Source organism: Rhizobium anhuiense, assembly GCF_003985145.1.
GTDB lineage: Bacteria > Pseudomonadota > Alphaproteobacteria > Rhizobiales > Rhizobiaceae > Rhizobium > Rhizobium anhuiense.
The window spans coordinates 95,943-114,635 of the sequence record NZ_ML133534.1 but is presented as its reverse complement, the minus strand read 5'-3'; the positions used below and the strand labels follow the sequence as shown (position 1 = coordinate 114,635).

Annotated in this window: 18 protein-coding genes; 9 read left to right on the top strand and 9 right to left on the bottom strand. The window is 60.8% G+C overall.

All coding sequences use genetic code 11. The features are described from left to right. Positions 1-4 precede the first annotated feature (4 nt). Complete coding sequence (locus EEQ99_RS26930) at positions 5-907, bottom strand: branched-chain amino acid ABC transporter permease (protein WP_025554735.1); 903 nt, start codon at positions 905-907, stop codon at positions 5-7. A gap of 549 nt (positions 908-1,456) precedes the next feature. Here EEQ99_RS26930 and cysQ point away from each other — a divergent pair. The 3 genes from cysQ to sciP all read left to right on the top strand — a co-directional run bounded on the left by cysQ (position 1,457) and on the right by sciP (position 5,102). Further along, positions 1,457-2,254, top strand: coding sequence for a 3'(2'),5'-bisphosphate nucleotidase CysQ (gene cysQ, locus EEQ99_RS26920; protein WP_025554733.1), 798 nt, complete (start codon positions 1,457-1,459; stop codon positions 2,252-2,254). A 642-nt stretch (positions 2,255-2,896) separates the two neighbouring features. After that, complete coding sequence (locus EEQ99_RS26915; protein ID WP_025554731.1) at positions 2,897-3,622, top strand: sugar transferase; 726 nt, start codon at positions 2,897-2,899, stop codon at positions 3,620-3,622. 1,204 nt (positions 3,623-4,826) lie between these two features. After that, positions 4,827-5,102, top strand: a complete 276-nt coding sequence (gene sciP, locus EEQ99_RS26905) for a CtrA inhibitor SciP (protein ID WP_007533628.1) — start codon at positions 4,827-4,829, stop codon at positions 5,100-5,102. A 23-nt stretch (positions 5,103-5,125) separates the two neighbouring features. Here sciP and EEQ99_RS26900 read toward each other — a convergent pair whose 3' ends face one another. Next, entirely contained in the window at positions 5,126-5,671 is a 546-nt protein-coding gene (locus tag EEQ99_RS26900) for a paraquat-inducible protein A (protein ID WP_174824507.1), read from the bottom strand. Positions 5,672-5,726: 55 nt separating this feature from the next. On the opposite strand from EEQ99_RS26900, the gene EEQ99_RS26895 reads away from it, so the two are divergent. Beyond that, entirely contained in the window at positions 5,727-6,005 is a 279-nt protein-coding gene (locus EEQ99_RS26895; RefSeq protein ID WP_025602725.1) for a GNAT family N-acetyltransferase, read from the top strand. Positions 6,006-6,207: 202 nt separating this feature from the next. Here the strand turns inward: EEQ99_RS26895 and EEQ99_RS26890 are convergent, their stop codons facing one another. Further along, complete coding sequence (locus EEQ99_RS26890; protein ID WP_003542353.1) at positions 6,208-6,558, bottom strand: hypothetical protein; 351 nt, start codon at positions 6,556-6,558, stop codon at positions 6,208-6,210. 436 nt (positions 6,559-6,994) lie between these two features. On the opposite strand from EEQ99_RS26890, the gene ctrA reads away from it, so the two are divergent. After that, on the top strand, positions 6,995-7,696 hold the full coding sequence (gene ctrA, locus EEQ99_RS26885) for a response regulator transcription factor CtrA (RefSeq protein ID WP_003542362.1): 702 nt from the start codon (positions 6,995-6,997) through the stop codon (positions 7,694-7,696). A gap of 225 nt (positions 7,697-7,921) precedes the next feature. Here the strand turns inward: ctrA and EEQ99_RS26880 are convergent, their stop codons facing one another. Then, on the bottom strand, positions 7,922-8,284 hold the full coding sequence (locus EEQ99_RS26880; protein WP_010069020.1) for a response regulator: 363 nt from the start codon (positions 8,282-8,284) through the stop codon (positions 7,922-7,924). Between the two features lie 121 nt (positions 8,285-8,405). Beyond that, a complete protein-coding gene (chpT, locus tag EEQ99_RS26875; RefSeq protein ID WP_025554576.1) occupies positions 8,406-9,053 on the bottom strand; it encodes a histidine phosphotransferase ChpT in 648 nt (215 codons plus the stop codon). 194 nt (positions 9,054-9,247) lie between these two features. Between chpT and EEQ99_RS26870 the strand changes: the two genes are divergently transcribed. Together EEQ99_RS26870 and EEQ99_RS26865 are read left to right on the top strand one after the other, a co-directional pair. After that, entirely contained in the window at positions 9,248-9,835 is a 588-nt protein-coding gene (locus EEQ99_RS26870; protein ID WP_025554577.1) for a DUF1134 domain-containing protein, read from the top strand. A 116-nt stretch (positions 9,836-9,951) separates the two neighbouring features. Then, positions 9,952-11,118 carry a coiled-coil domain-containing protein gene (locus EEQ99_RS26865; RefSeq protein WP_025554579.1) on the top strand — a complete coding sequence of 389 codons (1,167 nt, stop codon included), beginning with the start codon at positions 9,952-9,954 and terminating at the stop codon, positions 11,116-11,118. Positions 11,119-11,164: 46 nt separating this feature from the next. Here the strand turns inward: EEQ99_RS26865 and EEQ99_RS26860 are convergent, their stop codons facing one another. Then, positions 11,165-11,989, bottom strand: coding sequence for a TrmH family RNA methyltransferase (locus EEQ99_RS26860; RefSeq protein WP_025554580.1), 825 nt, complete (start codon positions 11,987-11,989; stop codon positions 11,165-11,167). A gap of 7 nt (positions 11,990-11,996) precedes the next feature. Continuing rightward, on the bottom strand, positions 11,997-12,383 hold the full coding sequence (locus tag EEQ99_RS26855; protein ID WP_025554582.1) for a hypothetical protein: 387 nt from the start codon (positions 12,381-12,383) through the stop codon (positions 11,997-11,999). 43 nt (positions 12,384-12,426) lie between these two features. Here EEQ99_RS26855 and EEQ99_RS26850 point away from each other — a divergent pair, with 43 nt between their 5' ends. Continuing rightward, positions 12,427-13,452: an RluA family pseudouridine synthase gene (locus EEQ99_RS26850; RefSeq protein WP_025554583.1), complete on the top strand. Its 1,026-nt coding sequence runs from the start codon at positions 12,427-12,429 to the stop codon at positions 13,450-13,452. A 178-nt stretch (positions 13,453-13,630) separates the two neighbouring features. Next, on the top strand, positions 13,631-14,539 hold the full coding sequence (rpoH, locus tag EEQ99_RS26845) for an RNA polymerase sigma factor RpoH (RefSeq protein WP_018243318.1): 909 nt from the start codon (positions 13,631-13,633) through the stop codon (positions 14,537-14,539). A gap of 122 nt (positions 14,540-14,661) precedes the next feature. Here the strand turns inward: rpoH and EEQ99_RS26840 are convergent, their stop codons facing one another. Both EEQ99_RS26840 and EEQ99_RS26835 read right to left on the bottom strand, forming a co-directional pair. Continuing rightward, complete coding sequence (locus EEQ99_RS26840; RefSeq protein WP_127431355.1) at positions 14,662-17,157, bottom strand: hypothetical protein; 2,496 nt, start codon at positions 17,155-17,157, stop codon at positions 14,662-14,664. Positions 17,158-17,217: 60 nt separating this feature from the next. Continuing rightward, a complete protein-coding gene (locus EEQ99_RS26835) occupies positions 17,218-18,516 on the bottom strand; it encodes an adenylosuccinate synthase (protein WP_047618643.1) in 1,299 nt (432 codons plus the stop codon). Positions 18,517-18,693 lie beyond the last annotated feature (177 nt).

Below are 18,693 nucleotides of genomic sequence, written 5' to 3'. Positions count from 1 at the left end.
GACGTTATACCTTCTCGACTTCCGGCCGCCCCAGGATACCCGTCGGCTTGAAGATCAGTACGAAAGCGAGGATGGCGAAGGTCGCGACATCCTTGTACGCGATGGTGAAGTAGGCCGACCACAGCGATTCGATGAGGCCGATCATCAGCCCGCCGAGAACGGCGCCCGGCAGCGACCCGATGCCGCCGAGAACGGCTGCGGTAAATGCCTTCACACCCGGCGTGAAGCCGTCGGCGAACGAAGCGACGCCATAATACATCAGATACATCGTGCCGGCGACAGCAGCCAGCGCCGCCCCCATCACAAAGGTGATCGAGATCGTCTGATCGACATTGACGCCGAGCAATGCGGCCATCTTGCGATCCTGTTCGGTGGCGCGCTGGGCACGGCCGAGTGAAGTATGATTGACGATATACCAGAAGATCGTCAGCAACACCGCCGTGATCGCGATGATGATGATCTGCTTCAGCGATATCGAGATGTTGCCGAACTGGTAGACCGAGCTCACCATCGGCGGGATCGGCTTGTTACGCGGACCCTGCGTCACCTGGATGAAGTTGGACAGCGTGATCGACATGCCGATTGCCGTGATCAGCGGCGCCAGGCGGAAAGACCCGCGCAAGGGACGGTATGCGACGCGCTCGATCGTCCAATTCCATAAACTCGTCATCAGCATCGCGACGACAAGCATCGCCAGCAGCAGAATTGCCACCGGGAGACCTGCGAAGATGGATGTGAGGACGAGAAAGACGATAAGAGCGGCGAAACCACCGAGCATGAAGATGTCGCCATGGGCGAAATTGATCATGCCGATAATGCCATAAACCATCGTATAGCCGATAGCCACAAGGCCATAGATGGATCCGAGCGTCAGCCCATTGAAGAGCTGCTGGACGAAATACTCCATATGTCGTTTTCCCCTGGATGCGAGCGGAAGACACTGCATCTCTTTTTGGTTCTTTGGTTCCCCGTTTCAGGGAACCTCATAGGCCGAATGCATACCGGTTTCGTTGGAAATGTGAAGACAAAAAGGATTTATTCCGACAGATTCTTGTCAGAACAGGGCTAAATGGTTCGTTTTGAACCAAAATCCACATAAAAACGGCATGGAGCGGCGGATTTTTAGCCAGAAATCGCCGCGCGGTTAAAAGTTCGGCAATGTTGCCACCGATTTCTTGCGCCGTCTGCTGTGCAAGCTATTCCACAAAATTGGAAGATGACGCAAATTCAGACCTCAGGCCGGGCGCTTTTCCGAATGCCATTTCATGAGCGACCGACCACCATCTCCTCTGACAGGACTGGGAACTTATGGTAGCATCACTGCCTTACGTGTAAGGGTGCGAAGCGCAACGGGAAACACCATATCAATCTTTGATAGGTATATGGTGTGACAGGGATGGTTTGCGGACGAGCGACAGTGGGGTGCTCGGCTCGCATGGCGAACGGCAAAAGGACAATGCTGAGGACATTTGAAAAGGCGGCGCTCGAAGCCGGCAGGGCCATCATGACGGTCCTGCGCGAAGGTTTCCCCGTCGCCATGAAGGCGGATGCAAGTCCGGTCACGGTCGCCGACGAGGAGGCCGAACGCATCATCCTTACTCATCTCGCCAGAGATTATCCCGAGATACCCGTGGTGGCGGAAGAATCGGTCGCTGCCGGCAAGGTGCCCGACATCAGCGGCCGAGGCTTCTTCCTGGTCGACCCTCTCGACGGCACGCGTGAATTCGTCGAAGGACGGCAGGAATTCACCGTCAACATCGCCTATATCGAGAACGGCGCCCCGGTGGCCGGCATCGTCTATGCGCCGGCGCTCGGGCTTGCCTTCTCCGGAGAGTGCGGCCACGCCGAGAGGCTCGTCGTCGCCGACGATTTCACCGTTAGCGCACGCAGTGCAATCACGGTGCGCGAACAGCCGGACGACAGGCTGGCGCTTGCAAGCCTTCGCCACAACAGCCCGGAGACCGGAAGCTTCCTCGCCGACCACGCGATCTTTAAATGTACCAATATCGGCTCCTCGCTGAAGTTCTGCCTGCTGGCCGAAGGGAAGGCCGACGTCTATCCGCGCTTCACCCGCACGATGGAGTGGGACACCGCGGCCGGCGATGCGGTGCTGCGTGCTGCCGGCGGCTCGACGGTGACACTGGACGGAACATTGCTGACCTACGGCAAGACGGGAAAGGCCGCCGATTTCGACTTCGCCAACCCGAACTTCATCTCCTGGGGCGGCAGGAAACGCGTCCTCGAACCGGCGTGACCATCCTTAGAAATCGCTGAATACCGGCAGGCGGCGCGATTCTTCTGCATCGTAACCATGAGTTCAGACCTGTCGCGACAATCCGCGGCCGGCCTCTGGCGCGCGCCAACTGAGCAAGCCGTCCCTCCTGGAAGCGTGGCCGCGATCCCGTTTCCAACCGTGAAGTGATTCGCGTTATCGGGCCTTATCAAGCGAGTCTGGGGACGAATTCGTTGCTTTGCATCGTTTCAAGACGCTGCCCGCCATCAATCCCGCCTTGATTTTGTCACATTTCGACACGGCTTCGGCAGTGATCGATATCCTCATCACAAAAATTTCGCCTCGTGTTCCGTTAACAAATACGCTTAAGAGACCTGGGTCACGTGTCGAAACGACGCGCCGCCGGCCCCCTGCGAACCCCTGCCAAGGGCCTAGAAACTTTGACAAAATTCCAATTATTAACGAAATATCATGAGCTTGCCTCAACTTAACGCAATTGCGAAAGATTTGCTGCGATGCGATATTTCTCTGGACACCATTACACAATTGTCGCATTTTTCCGTTTTAGTAGGGTTACCAAGACCTGAGTGCAGCCCTGGTGACAGGGTTAACCATTGATCGCCTATTGCCGCCGCGCCCCTCGAAGACAACAGAGTACGATCCTTGAGCATCACGGAACTAAACAACAGCATTTCGACAGAGTCCTTCCGGCCGAGCCGCCACCAGCAGCCGAGCCTGAAGATCCAGACCCCTGTTATCCATAGCGATGCGCCCCAAGCGCCGCTGGTGGATCTGGTCCTGAAGCGGGCGTTCGACATTGTTTCGTCGTTGAGCGCCCTCCTCGTCCTCGCGCCTTTCCTCCTGTTCGTCGCCCTGCTGATCAAGCTCGACAGCCCGGGGCCGGTGCTCTTCAAGCAGACCCGCTGGGGCAAGAACTGCAAGGCCATCAAGGTCTACAAGTTCCGCTCCATGCGCACCGATCTCTGCGATGTCTCCGGCATTGCCCAGACGGTGAAGAACGATCCACGCATCACCCGTATCGGCGCCATTCTGCGCCGCACGAATATCGATGAGTTGCCGCAGCTGCTGAACGTGCTGCTGGGCGATATGTCGGTCGTCGGTCCGCGTTGCCATGCAATCGGGATGCGCGCCGGCGGCATGCTCTACGAAGAGCTCGTACCGGAATACCATCAGCGCCACGCGATGCGTCCTGGGATGACCGGCCTTGCCCAGATGCGCGGCCTGCGCGGCCCGACCGACCGTCCGGCCAAAGCACGCGCCCGCATCGTCAGCGATCTCTATTACGTCGGAAATTTTTCGATCTGGATGGATATGCGCATCATTGCTGGAACCGTCGTGTCGGAGCTGACCGGCGGAAAGGGCTTCTAAGCTTCCCCGCTTTTAAGCTTTTCAGCCCAGACATCTGCTGCCTTACACAGATCGCCCAAAACTGCGTAGCGGTTTTGGGCGATCTGCATAGGACAAAGACCCAAAGCGCGGTGCAACGCGCTTTATGAGCACCCGGTACTGGAATGCCGTGGCAACCGCCTGTCTGCAGCTGACCGAATCGAGCTTGCGGATCGCGCTCTTCAGATAACCCCGCCACCGTATACGACGAGAGATCGAGAACGACCGCGATCTCGTCGTTGCTCGGGCGGCTGCGTATGACAGCGCCGCGAGCCTAGAAGCTCCATGCGCCCATACAGCAGCACCATCGCCCATTCCTGTGTGAGGAGTGGGACAGCCACCTGAAAAGGTGAAGATGTATCGTTTCAGGTCAATGACGGGTGGCGGAAAGGCGACGGTGTTCTTCACCTCAAGCATCGGAAAGAGCGTGTTGAGACGGCGGTTTTCCCGATTGGCGGCACTGCCCGCAAACGCCCCCTCCTCGCAGAAGATCGGCATTATCGTCGTTTCATCTCGTTCACCAGTTTGCTGCAATGGAAGAGATCGGCAACCCCGTAAAAACCGACAAGGCTTTGCGGCAAGGTGCTGATCAACCGGTTTCCGGTGAAGGCGGTAGGGTCTCTCCGCCGGAAAGCCGAGAACAGATGGAAGTCGAAGCCCGCAAGCTTCGCCACCCCGCCAAGCCGTTCCTTGCCGTCGCTCAGCGAAACCCGCCGCCATCGGCCTCAGAAGGCGAAAATGCCGCATCCACAGCGCAGTCGTCGGCTGCGCGCTCACGTCTTGTCATCTTCATATCCTCGTATGGCCGGCTTCGGATCGGCCCCGCTGCCCGGCAGCAGGAAGCTCACGCCTGAGGATCGGCAAAGACGGCTTCTGCCCCCGCATCCAAAGGATCGAAGTTCAAAAAGCACGAACAGTACCGATACAGCGGAAAGAAGGGAGACGAGGGGTCTCGCCCTCATTCCTATGTTGCCGCGCTGATAAGATCATCCAGGGAAATTGGGGTGATATTTATCCGGCATGCCTCCCAAGCTGCAAATTGACGTAACGGCAGGCGGCCGCCGCCAATCACCGACCAGGGCGGGGCGTCTAAATTTGTTATCAAAGTCTTACGATGGGTTTAGGCAATTTTTAAATGTGGCAGGCTAGAGTGGGCTTCGTGGTCTTGCGTTGTGTAGAGAGTCCAATGACCGAAATGATACGTCCCCGAGTAAAATATGTCATCGGCCCCGATGGCAGCCCCCTGACGATCGCGGATCTCCCGCCGCCCAATACGCGGCGCTGGGTGATTCGCCGTAAGGCAGAGGTTGTCGCGGCTGTCCGCGGTGGCTTGTTGAGCTTGGAAGAGGCCTGCGAGCGTTACACGCTCACAGTCGAAGAATTCCTCTCCTGGCAATCGTCGATCAACAGTCACGGTCTCGCCGGCCTGCGCACCACGCGCATCCAGCAATATCGTCACTGATCAATCCCCAGCATCGACGACATTTATTTCGGGCCGGACGCATCTCCCATGAGGGAATGAAGAAGGCCCGAAATCATTGACGAGGCCGCGTAGCACCAGAGACCGGGCTGCGTGAAAGCATCCGCCAGCCCCGTCGTCTTCGCCGCCGCAATGACGATCGCAACCAGCAGCACGTCCATCATCGACCACTTGGACAGATGCGGTACGACTCGACGATAGAACAGACTGCCGGCCCCGCCGCCGGCGGCCGTTGCCTCTGCAGCGATCCCGATCATCTTCAGAAGCGGCAGCAGAATCGAAACCAGTGCGACGATCGCCGCCAGCAGCCCATCCCCGCCTTGCCACAACGACACGACGACTTCGATGAGCGACGGCGTCCTGTCGAAAAAATACAGCGTCTCGAAACGGACCAGCGGCAAAACCAGGCCGAGTGCCAGGAAGAACGGCGCCGCCACGAGAAGGACCGGACGGATCATCGAAAGTGCACTCATTGCCCTGAGCCTCGTATCGATCCGATATTTTGCATGAACACTCCGTCTCCTGTCCCTATTCCTTCCACGGCTTGGCACGACCGCGCCGCCGTGTCACGGTCCGCTACGACAATATTCGCTGCGAGGAAAGACAATGGACATTCGAAATGAGGAAGGCGCCTCCGGCGGCCGTTATGCGGCCGAGGTCGAAGGGCATGAGGCTGAGATGACCTATTCACGCACATCGCCGACGCTCGTCATCATCGATCACACCGCCGTTCCCGATGCGCTGCGCGGCAAGGGTGTCGGCCAGGCCTTGGCGCTCCATGCTGTGGAAGCAGCCCGTACCGGCGGCTGGAAGATCATTCCGCTTTGCCCCTTCTTCAAGGCGCAGGCGCAACGCCATCCGGAATGGAAGGATGTCGTGAATTGAAGCGTGCTCCCAAAACCGTGCAACGGTTTTGGGAGCACGACGTCCATAAGGCAAATCCTCGCCGTCGGTGACGAATCTCGTCGCCGGTGGGAGTGACACCGTCAGGCAAACACCAAAAGCCATGTATGACGGACAGCGTGCCCATCATACATGGCTTCTCAGTGGCGATCCCAGGGCGCCGAAGCCGGCGCCCGCCGTTTTCTTACGCCCTTGCGCGGGCGCCGCCGTCACGCTCTTCCAGCGCCGTCGCCCTTGCATATTCCGCCTGCATCTCCTCGAGCGCCATTTCCAGCGTCTCTTCCTGCATCTTCAGTTCCTTGATCGAAACCTGCAGGTTATCGGCCCGCTGACGCGCGGCCTTGGCGAAGGTCGGATAAGCAAAGTGATTCGGGTCGGAAATACCGGACTTCTTTTCCTCGACGACGATCTGGCTCTCCAGATCCTTCGTCATCCGTTCGAATTCGGACATCATCATCTGCAACTGCTGCAATTGACGTCGTTTTTCGTTCACCTGAAATTCCTTCAGGCGAACGAGACTCTCTCGCGACTTCATACGCATTACTCCCGTGATGCGAGACCCCGGCTCAACTTGAAACCGCCCTGCGCGCCGCTTTGACACGGTTTGCTAAAAAATTTCCTGCGATATTAACAAATACCTACCGCTGGTAACCTTTCGTTTACGGGCATCGTTAATGATAGGCCCGATGATTTAAGGGTCGGTAAATGCCGAGGCATGAAGTTCGAACCTTTTCATTGGCGAGTCGGATGAATCACTTAGCGCCTTTTCCTAATGTAAAAGTTGAGGAGAGCCTTTTTGAGATTCCTATTGGAAAACAGAGAAATGGAAAAATTATTTAATAAATTCGATACTCCTTGCCAGAGTGAATTAGAATTTGTTAACCATTTCGTGGCAGCTTCCAAATCACGTAGCGTGTTCGGTATCGTGTAGGGGGCCAGACCACCTTTCGGCGGCGGTAAAGGGGATAATTATGCGGGTACTTCTCATCGAGGATGACAGCGCTACGGCGCAGAGCATCGAGTTGATGCTGAAATCAGAAAGTTTTAATGTTTATACCACCGATCTCGGTGAAGAAGGCGTCGATCTGGGCAAGCTGTATGATTATGACATCATCCTTCTCGATCTGAACCTGCCCGACATGTCCGGATATGAAGTGCTCCGCACGCTCCGGCTGTCCAAGGTCAAGACACCGATCCTCATTCTGTCGGGCATGGCCGGCATCGAAGACAAGGTTCGCGGCCTCGGCTTCGGCGCCGACGACTACATGACTAAGCCGTTCCACAAGGACGAGCTCGTCGCCCGCATCCACGCTATCGTCCGCCGCTCCAAGGGTCACGCCCAGTCGGTCATCATGACCGGCGAGTTGATCGTCAACCTCGACGCCAAAACTGTCGAAGTCGGTGGCCAGCGCGTCCACCTGACCGGCAAGGAATACCAGATGCTGGAGCTGCTTTCGCTCCGCAAGGGCACCACCCTCACCAAGGAAATGTTCCTGAACCACCTTTACGGCGGCATGGACGAACCGGAACTGAAGATCATCGACGTCTTCATCTGCAAGCTGCGCAAGAAGCTCGCCAACGCTGCCGGCGGCGCCAACTACATCGAGACCGTCTGGGGCCGTGGTTACGTTCTTCGCGAGCCGGATGGGGCCGAATACGCCGAAACCGCCTGATTTTCCGATCCCCCTTATCGGATAAACGAAGATCCCGCCTTTCCGGCGGGATTTTTCGTTTCTGCCGGCAACAACAAGCCGCCGTGACGGAGAGGATTTCAGGCTGGATCGGCCTGAAATTCCCTGTCTTTCGGTCAAAAAAATAGAGCGTTGCGGCGGCCGAACGCGCTTGCACTTTCGGCATTATGCTCCAAGGTCGCCGATTGGGCGGGATGAGATCTGCCGTCAGGCGGCGATCGCGCGGTTTCCGAAGACGGCGGTCAGGATCTTGCGATCGAACGGCTTCAGCAGGAAGTCGGTGGCGCCAGCCCGTTTGCCAGCCATCAGCTTCTTCAGATCCGCCTCGACGACGCAGTAATAGATCTTGACCTCTTTGCCGCCGTCCATGGCGCGGATGGCGGCGATGAGGTCGAGAGCGCCTTCCATGCCGGAATCGACGATCAGATATTCCGGCAGCTCCGCTTGGCAGCGCTGCAGCGCCTCGCCGGCATTGGAGGCCTCGCTGACGAGAAAGTCGAGTTCGGAGAGAATGCGCTTGCCGACCTTGCGGACGATGTCCGAATTATCGGTGATCATGAATCTCTGCATGGCGACTCCTTTACCCCTGCATCTGTCCTTGCAAAGGCCTCTAAACAGCAGCCAAGCATAGGTCGATCAGGCTAAGGAATCGTTACCGCGCGAACACCGATACTCGTTTTACGCGCAAAAATCAGGCGGCCGCAGCCACCGCGGTGAACACCAGTTCTTCGGCGCTGGCGCTGTGATCGAGCATCATTCCGCACTCCTGCGCCAGAAGAACGGTATAATAGGGCTGGATCGAATGGGCGTCGATCGCCTCCTCGATCGTGCCGGTCGATATCTCGACGAATTTCGGCGGCAAGCGCATCAGCTTGCCTTTGGCCGTGAGCGTGAACCTGGCATCGAATTCGGGATTTTCGAGCGTTACCTCAAGCACGCCGCCGCGCGGAATGGCCGAATAGGCAACGAGGAAGAGGTTGAGCAGCAGCTTGACGCGATTCTTGGCGACGATGGCGCGCGGTCCGTTCCAGATCACCTCGGTCTTCTTCTCGGCGATGGCGAAATCCTTGGCGGCGCGCTCGGCCTCGCCAGTGTCGATCGAGGCGCCGACAGAGCCCGACGCGCCGAAGGCGAGGCGTGCGAATTTCAGGCGGACGGAAGCGTTGAGCGCACTGGTGCGGATCAGGTCCATCGCATCGGAATCGGCGCCACCCTCATCCAGGAGTTCCAGCCCGTTATTGATCGCGCCGACGGGCGAGATGACATCGTGGCAAACGCGGCTGCAGAGAAGCGCGGCCAGATCCGGGCCGGACAGGGTGAGATTGGGGTTCTTGGACATCATCGTCTCCTGAGGGGCGGCAATTTCATCGCGCCCGGAATATGCTTCATCAAAATTGCGCGAAGTTTGCGATCGTACTCGATGCCATAATGACACCATATTTGGTAAACCGATTGTTAAGATCATCGGCGCAAAATGCACCAATCGCCGCGAGCGGTTGCCCGCTCTCAGCCAAACGACGAACGGATGACACCATGCGCCCTCAAATTCCGCACCGATTCATCGGCTTCTGCAGGTTGCTTTCGGCCCTCGTCTTCTCCTCGCTGATGGTTGCCGGGCCGGCCGCCGCCCAGGACAACGGCCAGTACACGATGCAGGAAATCGTCGATGCCGGCCACTCCTTCTTCGGCTCCGCCAGCGGCGGGCTTGCCAAAGTGGTCGAGAGCGCCTTCCAGAAATACGGCCTGCCGAACGGCTATATCCTCGGACAGGAAGGCGGCGGCGCCTTCATCGCCGGTCTGACCTACGGCGAAGGCCAGCTGAATACCAAGAATGCCGGCGAACATAATCTCTACTGGCAAGGCCCCTCGCTCGGCCTCGATTACGGCGGCCAAGGCTCGCGGGTGATGATGCTGGTCTACGACCTGCCCTCCATCAACGGCATCTATGCCCGCTTCGGCGGCGTCAGCGGCTCGGCCTATGTGATCGCCGGCTTCGGCATGACGCTGCTCAAGAACAACGACGTGCTGGTCGTGCCGATCCGCACCGGTGTCGGCGCCCGCCTGGGTGTCAATGTCGGCTATCTCAAGATCACCCAGGCGCCAACCTGGAACCCCTTCTGAGGCCGCCAAGCCGCTGGAATCCGCGGCCGCCCGCACCGGCGGCCTTGCCATGCGCATCATGCGCGCTTAATCATCGCGGCTGACCCCGTATCAACCTTCTTACCGATGGCCGCGCCGTGATCGAATATGCTCTCTTGTTCGGATTGGGCTTCCTGACCGCGGCGTTCCTCGTCTTTCTGGTCTCGCCCGCCGTTCATCGCCGCATCGTCTGGTATACCGAGAACCGGCTGAAGGCGACCATGCCGCTGAGCCCGCAGGAAGTTCGCGCCCAGAAGGATATGGTCCGCGCGCTCTATGCCGCCGAGAACGCCCGCACCACCCAGGACCTTCTGCGTGAGCGCGAGAAATCCCTGTCGCTCCAGCTTCGCCATGATGCACTCGCCGTCGACGCCGGCAGGCTTGCCGCCGAGATCGGCGAATTGCAGGCCCAGATCGGCGAGATGCATGTCGAAGCGGCCGAGCAACGCTCGCATCTGCGCAAGGACGAGAACTATATCAGCCAGTTGAAGACCAATTTGCATATTGCCGAGCAGTCCGCTGCCAATAAGGAAAGCGAACTGGCGACGATGAGGACGCGACTGAGCAAGCTCGGTGAACAGGCCGATGGGCTGAGGATCGACCTGGCCGCGCGCGACACCGAGGCGGAGAGCCTGAAATTCCGCGCCAACGCGCTGCGTGACGAACGCGATACCTTACGCCAGGACGTGACTCTCTTGCAGAAGCGCGCCAGGGACGCCGAACAGAAACTGACGCAGCAGCAGCATATGGTGATCCGCCTGGAAGACAAGGCCGCGCGCGAGAGCGCTTCCGCCGCCGAAAAGGAAACCCTGGTCGCCCGCCGCTTGCAGGAGATTGCCAAGTTGAAGGAACAGTTGAAGGCCGCCAATGCCGAGATCCGCAAGGTCAACCGGGTGCTGCGCGACGCCGGCCTTGCCGGGATGGCCGCCGAGCTGCCGGCGGAAGTGACGGCCGAAGACACGACAGTATCCGCGCTCGACACCGCCGACGTCATCGCCGAGATCGGCGAGGATGTCCGCACACGCAGCGCCGCCCTTGCCGAGCGCCTGCAGAAGGCAAAGGCGGTATCCGGGCGCGATGGCGCGATCCGCGAGGAGATCGCCTCGATCGCCGCCAACATGGTGGCGCTGACCGCCCTCAACGAAGGTCCCTCCTCGCCGATCCGTACCTTGCTGGCGGATACCGCGGAAAAGAACCCAAACGATCGCATCAGCCTTGCCGACAGGGCGGCCGCAATCATCGCCGATCCCGAGCGCGTCCGATAGGACGCGCGGCGGCGCGCCATCATGCCGATCTGCCAGATAACCCCGGTTAGATCCGCGCCATCGCGGAAGCCATGGAAAACAGCGCGATCCCCGTCGCCGTCGCAGCGTTGAGGCTATCGAGGTCCTCCGACTGTGGAATGCGGGCGCTCTGGAAACGCGCAAGCAGCGCCTCGGGCAAGCCCTCCCCTTCCGTGCCGACGACCAGCGCCATGCGCGCTGAAGCCGGAATGGCGCGTATATCGGTCTTGCCGTGCGGCGAAAGCGTCCAGATGGCAAAGCCCCGTTCGGCAAGCGCCAGGAGCACATCCAGCGCCTTGCCGCCGCGCCGATGTGGAACGCTCAGCACCGAACCGACCGAAACACGCAACGCCTTGCGGTAAAGCGGATCACAGGAAGTTTCGTCGAGCAGCACCGCATCCGCCCGGAAGGCGGCCGCATTGCGGAACATCGAGCCGGCATTGTCGTGATTGGAAATGCCGCAGCCGACCAGCACCAGCGCCCGTTCCGGCAGCGCCGCGAGAAGGGCACCCTCTCCGCCATCCTCCCGCCGGCCGAGCGCGAGAACGCCGCGATGCAGATGGAAGCCAACGACGCCGTTAAGCACATCGGCCTCGGCGACATAGACTGGCACATCGGCCGGAAACCGCTCCAGGATGGGCAGCACGCCCTCGACGCGATTGCGCAGCAGCAGAATCTTTTCGGCGAAAAAGCCGCGGTCTCCCGCATGCGCCTCGGCAAGCATGCGCAGCACGACGGTGCCCTCGGCGATGAAGCGGTTCTCGCGACCCGTCAGGTCGCGCTCTCTTATGTCGCGGAATTCGGCGAGGCGCGGATCGTCGGCGCTGTCGATGGCGATCGGGACGGCGGCCATGCCGACCTCAATTGCCCGCGACGGTGACGTCGGCGACGGTACGGCCGGTCCTGAGGTCGAAGACCAGGGCCTTGTTCTTGCCCTCGACGGTTTCGCCGTAAAACAGGATCTGCCCGGCAGACAACGAGGTCGACTGCACCTTGAAGCCGAGCGGCAGAGAAACGGTCGCGGCAAGCGGCGCATCCGAGGGCACGCCGGAGGCGGCAACGGTTGCTGCCGTCTCCTTCGGATCGTCGCGCATCGTCTTGTAGACAACGGCACCGAAGACCGCCATAAGGCTCACGAACATGATGGCGCCGGAAACGATCTGCAGGCGGACCATCTTGCGCCGGACACTTTCCATCGCCGGATCAAGGGGCTTCTCTTCCTGGTCGTCTGGCTCGATTGCTGTCATCTGTGCGTCCCGTTCTAAAAAAATACGTCGGAGAAGAAGCGTCTTGAGCGACCCCTTTAAACAAGCAGCCGGCAATAGAAAAGTCCTGACTGCCGATGAAACCGCCGAAGGCCGGCTCGACGCCTGGCTGACGGCGCAGGTTGGCGAGGAATTTTCACGCAGCCGCATCAAGGCGCTGATCAAGGACGGCCAGGTTTTTCTGCGCGGAGAACCCGTCACCGACCCGCAGCGCAAGGTGCGCACCGGCGATAGTTTCGAGATCACGCTGCCCGAGCCGGAAGACCCGACGCCGCAGGGCGAGGACATCCCGCTCGTTATCCTCCATGAGGACGACGACGTCATCGTCATCTCCAAGCCTTCCGGTCTCGTCGTCCATCCCGGTCCCGGCAATTGGACAGGAACGCTGGTCAACGCACTGATCCACCATTGCGGCGATACGCTCTCCGGCATCGGCGGCGTGCGCCGCCCCGGCATCGTCCACCGTCTCGACAAGGACACGACAGGGGTCATGGTCGTCGCCAAGAACGACATCGCCCATCGCCACCTCTCGCTTCAATTTGCCGACCACGGCCGCACCATGCCGCTGGAGCGGGCCTACCAGGCAGTCGTCTGGGGCCGGCCGCGCTCGCTGACGGGCACCGTCGACGCGCCGCTCGGCCGCGCCACCGGCGATCGCACGCGCCGCGCCGTCAAGCGCCCCGACAGTCATGACGCCGACGAGGCGATCACGCACTACACGGTGGTCGAACGCTTCCACGAAAAGCCGGACGCCACCGCGTTCGCCTCGCTGGTCGAGTGCCACCTCGAAACCGGGCGCACCCACCAGATCCGTGTCCACATGGCCCATATCGGCCATCCGCTGCTCGGCGACACGGTTTACGGCGCCGGCTTCAAGACCAAGGTCAATCTTCTGCCCGAAGAGATCCGTAAGGTCGTCAACGGTTTCGACCGCCAGGCGCTGCATGCCTTCATGCTGCAGTTCGAGCATCCCCGCACCGGCGAAATCATGCATTTCGAAGTGCCGCTGCCGGATGATATGGTGGAATTGGTCGAGGCACTGCGGCGATAGAGACCCCTCTTCCAACTCACACCTGCGTGAGCGGCACCCTTGAACCGCCGTTTCGCCACACTTATCTGTATATGGATTTAGTGCGGGCTCACAGTAGAGCCGCACGTCCCGGTTTGCCTTTTTTAACGCGAGAACGCGTTTCCATCGGGAGCCGGAATTCACTTTAGGAGGGTGCACTATGGCCCGAAATACCTTGCCGTCCATTACCGCCGGCGAAGCCGGTCTCAATCGTTACCTCGACGAAATCCGCAAATTCCCGATGCTCGAGCCGCAGCAGGAATACATGCTCGCCAAGCGTTATGCCGAGCATGGCGATCGCGACGCCGCCCACAAGCTGGTCACCAGCCATCTTCGCCTCGTCGCGAAGATCGCGATGGGTTATCGCGGCTACGGCCTGCCGATCGGCGAAGTCGTCTCCGAGGGCAATGTCGGCCTGATGCAGGCCGTCAAGAAGTTCGATGCCGAGCGCGGCTTCCGCCTCGCCACCTACGCCATGTGGTGGATCAAGGCCTCGATCCAGGAATATATCCTGCGCTCGTGGTCGCTGGTAAAGATGGGCACGACCGCCAACCAGAAACGCCTGTTTTTCAACCTGCGTCGGCTGAAAGGCCGCATCCAGGCGATCGACGACGGCGACCTGAAGCCGGAGCACGTCTCGGAAATCGCCACCAAGCTGAACGTCTCGGAGGAGGAGGTCATTTCGATGAACCGCCGCCTTTCCGGCGACGCTTCGCTGAACGCGCCGATCAAGGCTGCCGAAGGTGATAGCGGCCAATGGCAGGATTGGCTGGTGGACGACCATGACAGCCAGGAAGACGTGCTGATCGAACAGGATGAGCTCGACACCCGGCGGCGCATGCTGGCAAAAGCGATGAGCGTGCTGAACGAGCGCGAACGCCGCATCTTCGAGGCTCGCCGCCTCGCCGAGGATCCGGTGACCCTGGAAGACCTTTCGACCGAATTCGACATCAGCCGCGAACGCGTCCGCCAGATCGAGGTCCGCGCCTTCGAAAAGGTGCAGGATGCGGTCCGCAAGGAAGCGCTGGAACGCGCCAAGGCCGTCCGCGTCGTCGAAGCCACGGCATAAACCTGCCGCGTGATAGAATTGAAGAAGGCGGGTCCTTGCGGCCCGCCTTTTCTGTTTCATTCGCTTTTCGCAGCCTCGTCAGCCGCCAAAGTCCGATAAAGTTGGCATTGCGGAAAAAACCATCACTGGCTCGTCGACACATCCCCGAGGGCGGTCCATTCCTTGATCGCGGTGTTGAAGGCGTTCGTTCCGGTGTCGCCCTTTTCCATCGTCAGCAGCGCGCGGCGGCCGTTGCGATAGGTGATCGGCATATCGATCCAACTACGGGTCGCCATCAGGTCGAGATTGGCCTTGCGCGCATCGGGATAGTCGTTGAGCGCGATCATGTGGAAATCGTCGGTGATTTTGGCCGGAACCGCAATCAGCGCGTCACCACGGTCCTGCTCCGTGCGCTTCATCGAGATGCGCTGGACGCTGTCGATGCTGCCGCCTTCGAAATTCGGCGGCACCGAGAAGACCACCTCGACGAGATGGCTTGCCGGCAGCGACGGATCGGAATTGCGCTTGAAGGTGATGAGAGCCGAGAGATTGCGCTCGGGCACGCTGACATTGCCCTGCACCGTCGCCTCCTGCCGTCCGCCCTGACCGGCCTCGTGCTGCACACTCCAGACGACCGATCCCTCGATTGCCGTCGGCGAGCTCTGGCCGATGCGCTCCTCATAGAGGAACATCTTTTGCGACGAACCAACGGGCGCGGTCTGCTGCGGCGATGCCGCCGGACCGTTCGGCGTCAGCGTTTCGGCGGGTGCCGCATCGCCCTGTGCGCTGGCAGCCGGCGTATCGGCTGCCGCGACGTTCTGCTCGGCGACCGATTTTCCTTCTGCCGTCGGCGTTCCCGGCACCGTGGCCGGTCCGCTGTCGACCTCTGTCCCATCGGTCAGCAGCCGCTGAGTGAATTTCGAATTGGCCGCGGCGCCGTCATTGTTCATTGACGCCACCTGCGGGTTCGGGTTCGGCTGCGGCGGTGCCACTGGCGTATTCTGCGCTCCTGGCGTGGTCGGCTGAGCAGGCGTCGCTGGCTCAGGCTGGGCAGGCGTCGCGGAGCCAGCCGGCGGTGTTGCCGCCTCGTTCCGGGTCGCCTGCGACGGTGCCGAACTGACAAGCCCGTCGACCATCGCCACCAGCGCCTCTCTGTTCATCCAGCCGGCATAGGCGCCGCCACCGATCAGGATGAGGGCGAAGAGGAGCGTGATCACGGTGCCGAGGCCGAAGCGACGGCGCTTCGGCTCCATCCGGAAATTCTTGCCCTGCAGCTTGGACGCAACAATCTGATCGATATCCATCGCCGGATTGGAGTCATCGTCGTCAGCGGCGACCGAACCGCGACGGTCGTAGCCGCGCAGCGCCTTCGCCTCGCGCCAGTCCTCGCTCGGCGCGGCGCTGGCAGGCGCCGGCTTGCCGTTGTGCACTTCTGCGAAGATATCGACATCGTCGAAATGCGAAGCGACCGGCGTCTTCTTATTGCTGCCGGCCTCGATCGGCGGCAGATCGTCGAAAGCGGCCGTCTCCCAGGAGAAACTTTCCTTGGCAGCCGGCATGACGGCGGCGGGGGCCGCATTTTCGAGGCTCGATATCACCTCCTCGAAGGCGCGCGCCGAAGCATCCGCGGTGATCGGCGCCGTCTGCGAATATTGCCTGAGTTCCTCTTCCGCCCATTCGGTCTCCGCATCTTTGGGCGCCGGAGCCGGCGTCTCGGCGGCGGGCTCGGCCCAGACGGGATCGAAATGCGCCACGGCGTCGGCCTGCAGCGGCTCCTCGCGGCTGTGCTCGACGAACTCCTGCGGGCGATCGAAATCGGCGACCGGCTCAACCAGCCGGTTCGACGCGTGATCTATGCCACGCGTGACCGGCTGAAGCGGCTCGGCGGGCTCGTAAGCCTCCTCGACTTCCGGCTCGTCAGCCTCCACCGCCACCGGTTCCGCCGCAACCTCTTCGGCTTCCGCAGGATGCTGCTCGTCCGCATGATAGTCGCCGGCCTGTTCGTCGTGATCCCCGACGGGCGGCTCCCAGCCGTCATGTTCGGCCGGCACATCCTCGGCAGCGACGTCGCGCGCCTCGCTGGCATGCCATTCCTCGGCCGGCGCTTCCTCCTCATGCGAGGGATGCCAGTATGTCTCGGCGGAAGCAGGAGCTTCCGCGGGAACAGGAGTTTCCGCGGGAACGGATGCTTCCGCGGAAAGGGGTTCCTCGGCAGCGACCTCTTCCTCAGCTTCCTCGGGCGAGGCAGCTTCCACGTGACCGGGCTCGTCGGCGGCCTCGGCCGCTTGCGGCTCGGCATAGGCTTCGTCAACCGGCTCCTCGACATCAGTCTCCGGCACAGGCGCCGGTTCGCTTTCGTCGTGAAGCGCTTGTTCTTCTGCGGAATCCAGCGCGGTGGCGGCGGCAACAGGCTCGTCGAGCGACAGCGCCTCGGAGTGTTCACCTTCCACTTCGCGGATGGCGGCCTCGAGCTTTTCGAGCTGGCGTTGCAGCATGGCTTCCGGCGGACGCGGCTTCATGTTCTCGAGCTGCCGCTGCACTGCGCCGCGGGCACGTTCGTAGACCTTCACCCGCATTTCGGGGGTATTTTCAGCCAAGCCGTCGACGGCCCGCCGAATAACTGCAATAAAATCCGCCATCAGTACTTTCTCAAGAAGTCCGGTACCCTACCGAACCATCCTCCACAGTGACCCGTGAGCTTAATCCTCAAACGGATCGGTCACAAGTATCGTGTCATCCCGCTCCGGGCTGGTGGAAAGGAGCGCGACAGGCGCCCCGATCAGCTCTTCGACCTGGCGAACATACTTGATCGCCTGTGCCGGCAGGTCCGCCCAACTGCGGGCGCCGACGGTCGATTCCTTCCACCCTTCCAGCGTGATGTAGATCGGTTCGACCCTAGCTTGCGCTCCCTGGCTTGCGGGAAGATGATCAATCTGTTCGCCGTCGAGCATATAGCCGACGCAGATCTTCAATTCCTCGAGGCCATCGAGCACGTCGAGCTTGGTGAGCGCGATGCCGGTGATGCCGTTGGTGGCGATCGATTGGCGCACCAGCGCGGCGTCGAACCAGCCACAGCGCCGCTTGCGTCCGGTCACCACGCCGAACTCATGACCTTTTTCGCCCAGGAACTCGCCGATCGCGTCCTTCAGCTCGGTCGGGAACGGGCCTTCGCCGACGCGTGTCGTATAGGCCTTGGTGATGCCGAGGATATAGCCGAGCGAGCCGGGACCCATGCCGGAACCGGCCGCGGCCTGACCGGCCACGGTGTTCGACGACGTCACGAAGGGATAGGTGCCGTGGTCGATATCGAGCAGGCTGCCCTGTGCACCTTCGAAGAGGATGCGGGAGCCCTTGCGGCGCTCCTTGTCGAGGAAGAGCCAGACGGTGTCACGGAACGGCAGCACCCGATCGGCGATCGAAGTCAGCTCTTCCATGATCGCTTCATGGCTGACTTCGGCGACGCCGAGGCCGCGGCGAAGCGCATTGTGGTGCGTCAGAATACGGTCGACCTTGCCGGAAAGGCTTTCGAGATCTGCAAGATCCATGACGCGGATGGCGCGGCGGCCGACCTTGTCTTCATAGGCCGGACCGATGCCGCGGCGTGTCGTGCCGATCTTGGTGCCGCTGTTCGACGCAGCATCCTCGCGCATCGCGTCGAGCTCGCGGTGCAGGGAAAGAATGAGTGTCGCATTGTCTGCGATGCGCAGGTTGTCAGGCGTAACCGTCACGCCCTGCGCCTCCAGCCGGCCGATCTCGGCGATCAGCGCATGCGGATCGACGACGACGCCGTTGCCGATTACCGCCATCTTGCCCGGGCGCACGACGCCGGACGGCAAGAGCGAAAGCTTATAGCTCGTGCCGTCGATGACGAGCGTATGGCCGGCATTGTGTCCGCCCTGATAGCGCACAACGATATCCGCACGCTCCGAAAGCCAGTCGACAATCTTGCCCTTGCCTTCGTCACCCCATTGCGAACCGACCACGACTACGTTCGTCATCCAACTCTTCCTGTTACCGGCGCTGAACCGCGCACCTGCTCAAACCCGCGCATCTATAAAGCTTTGTTTTTTGGAAAGCGACCCTGTTGTCACAGTAGATTGGGCTTTTTACGTGACAAATCAGCAGCCGGCAGGCTATTGCCCGTCACAAAACGCCGGACGACGACCGCAGAAAGA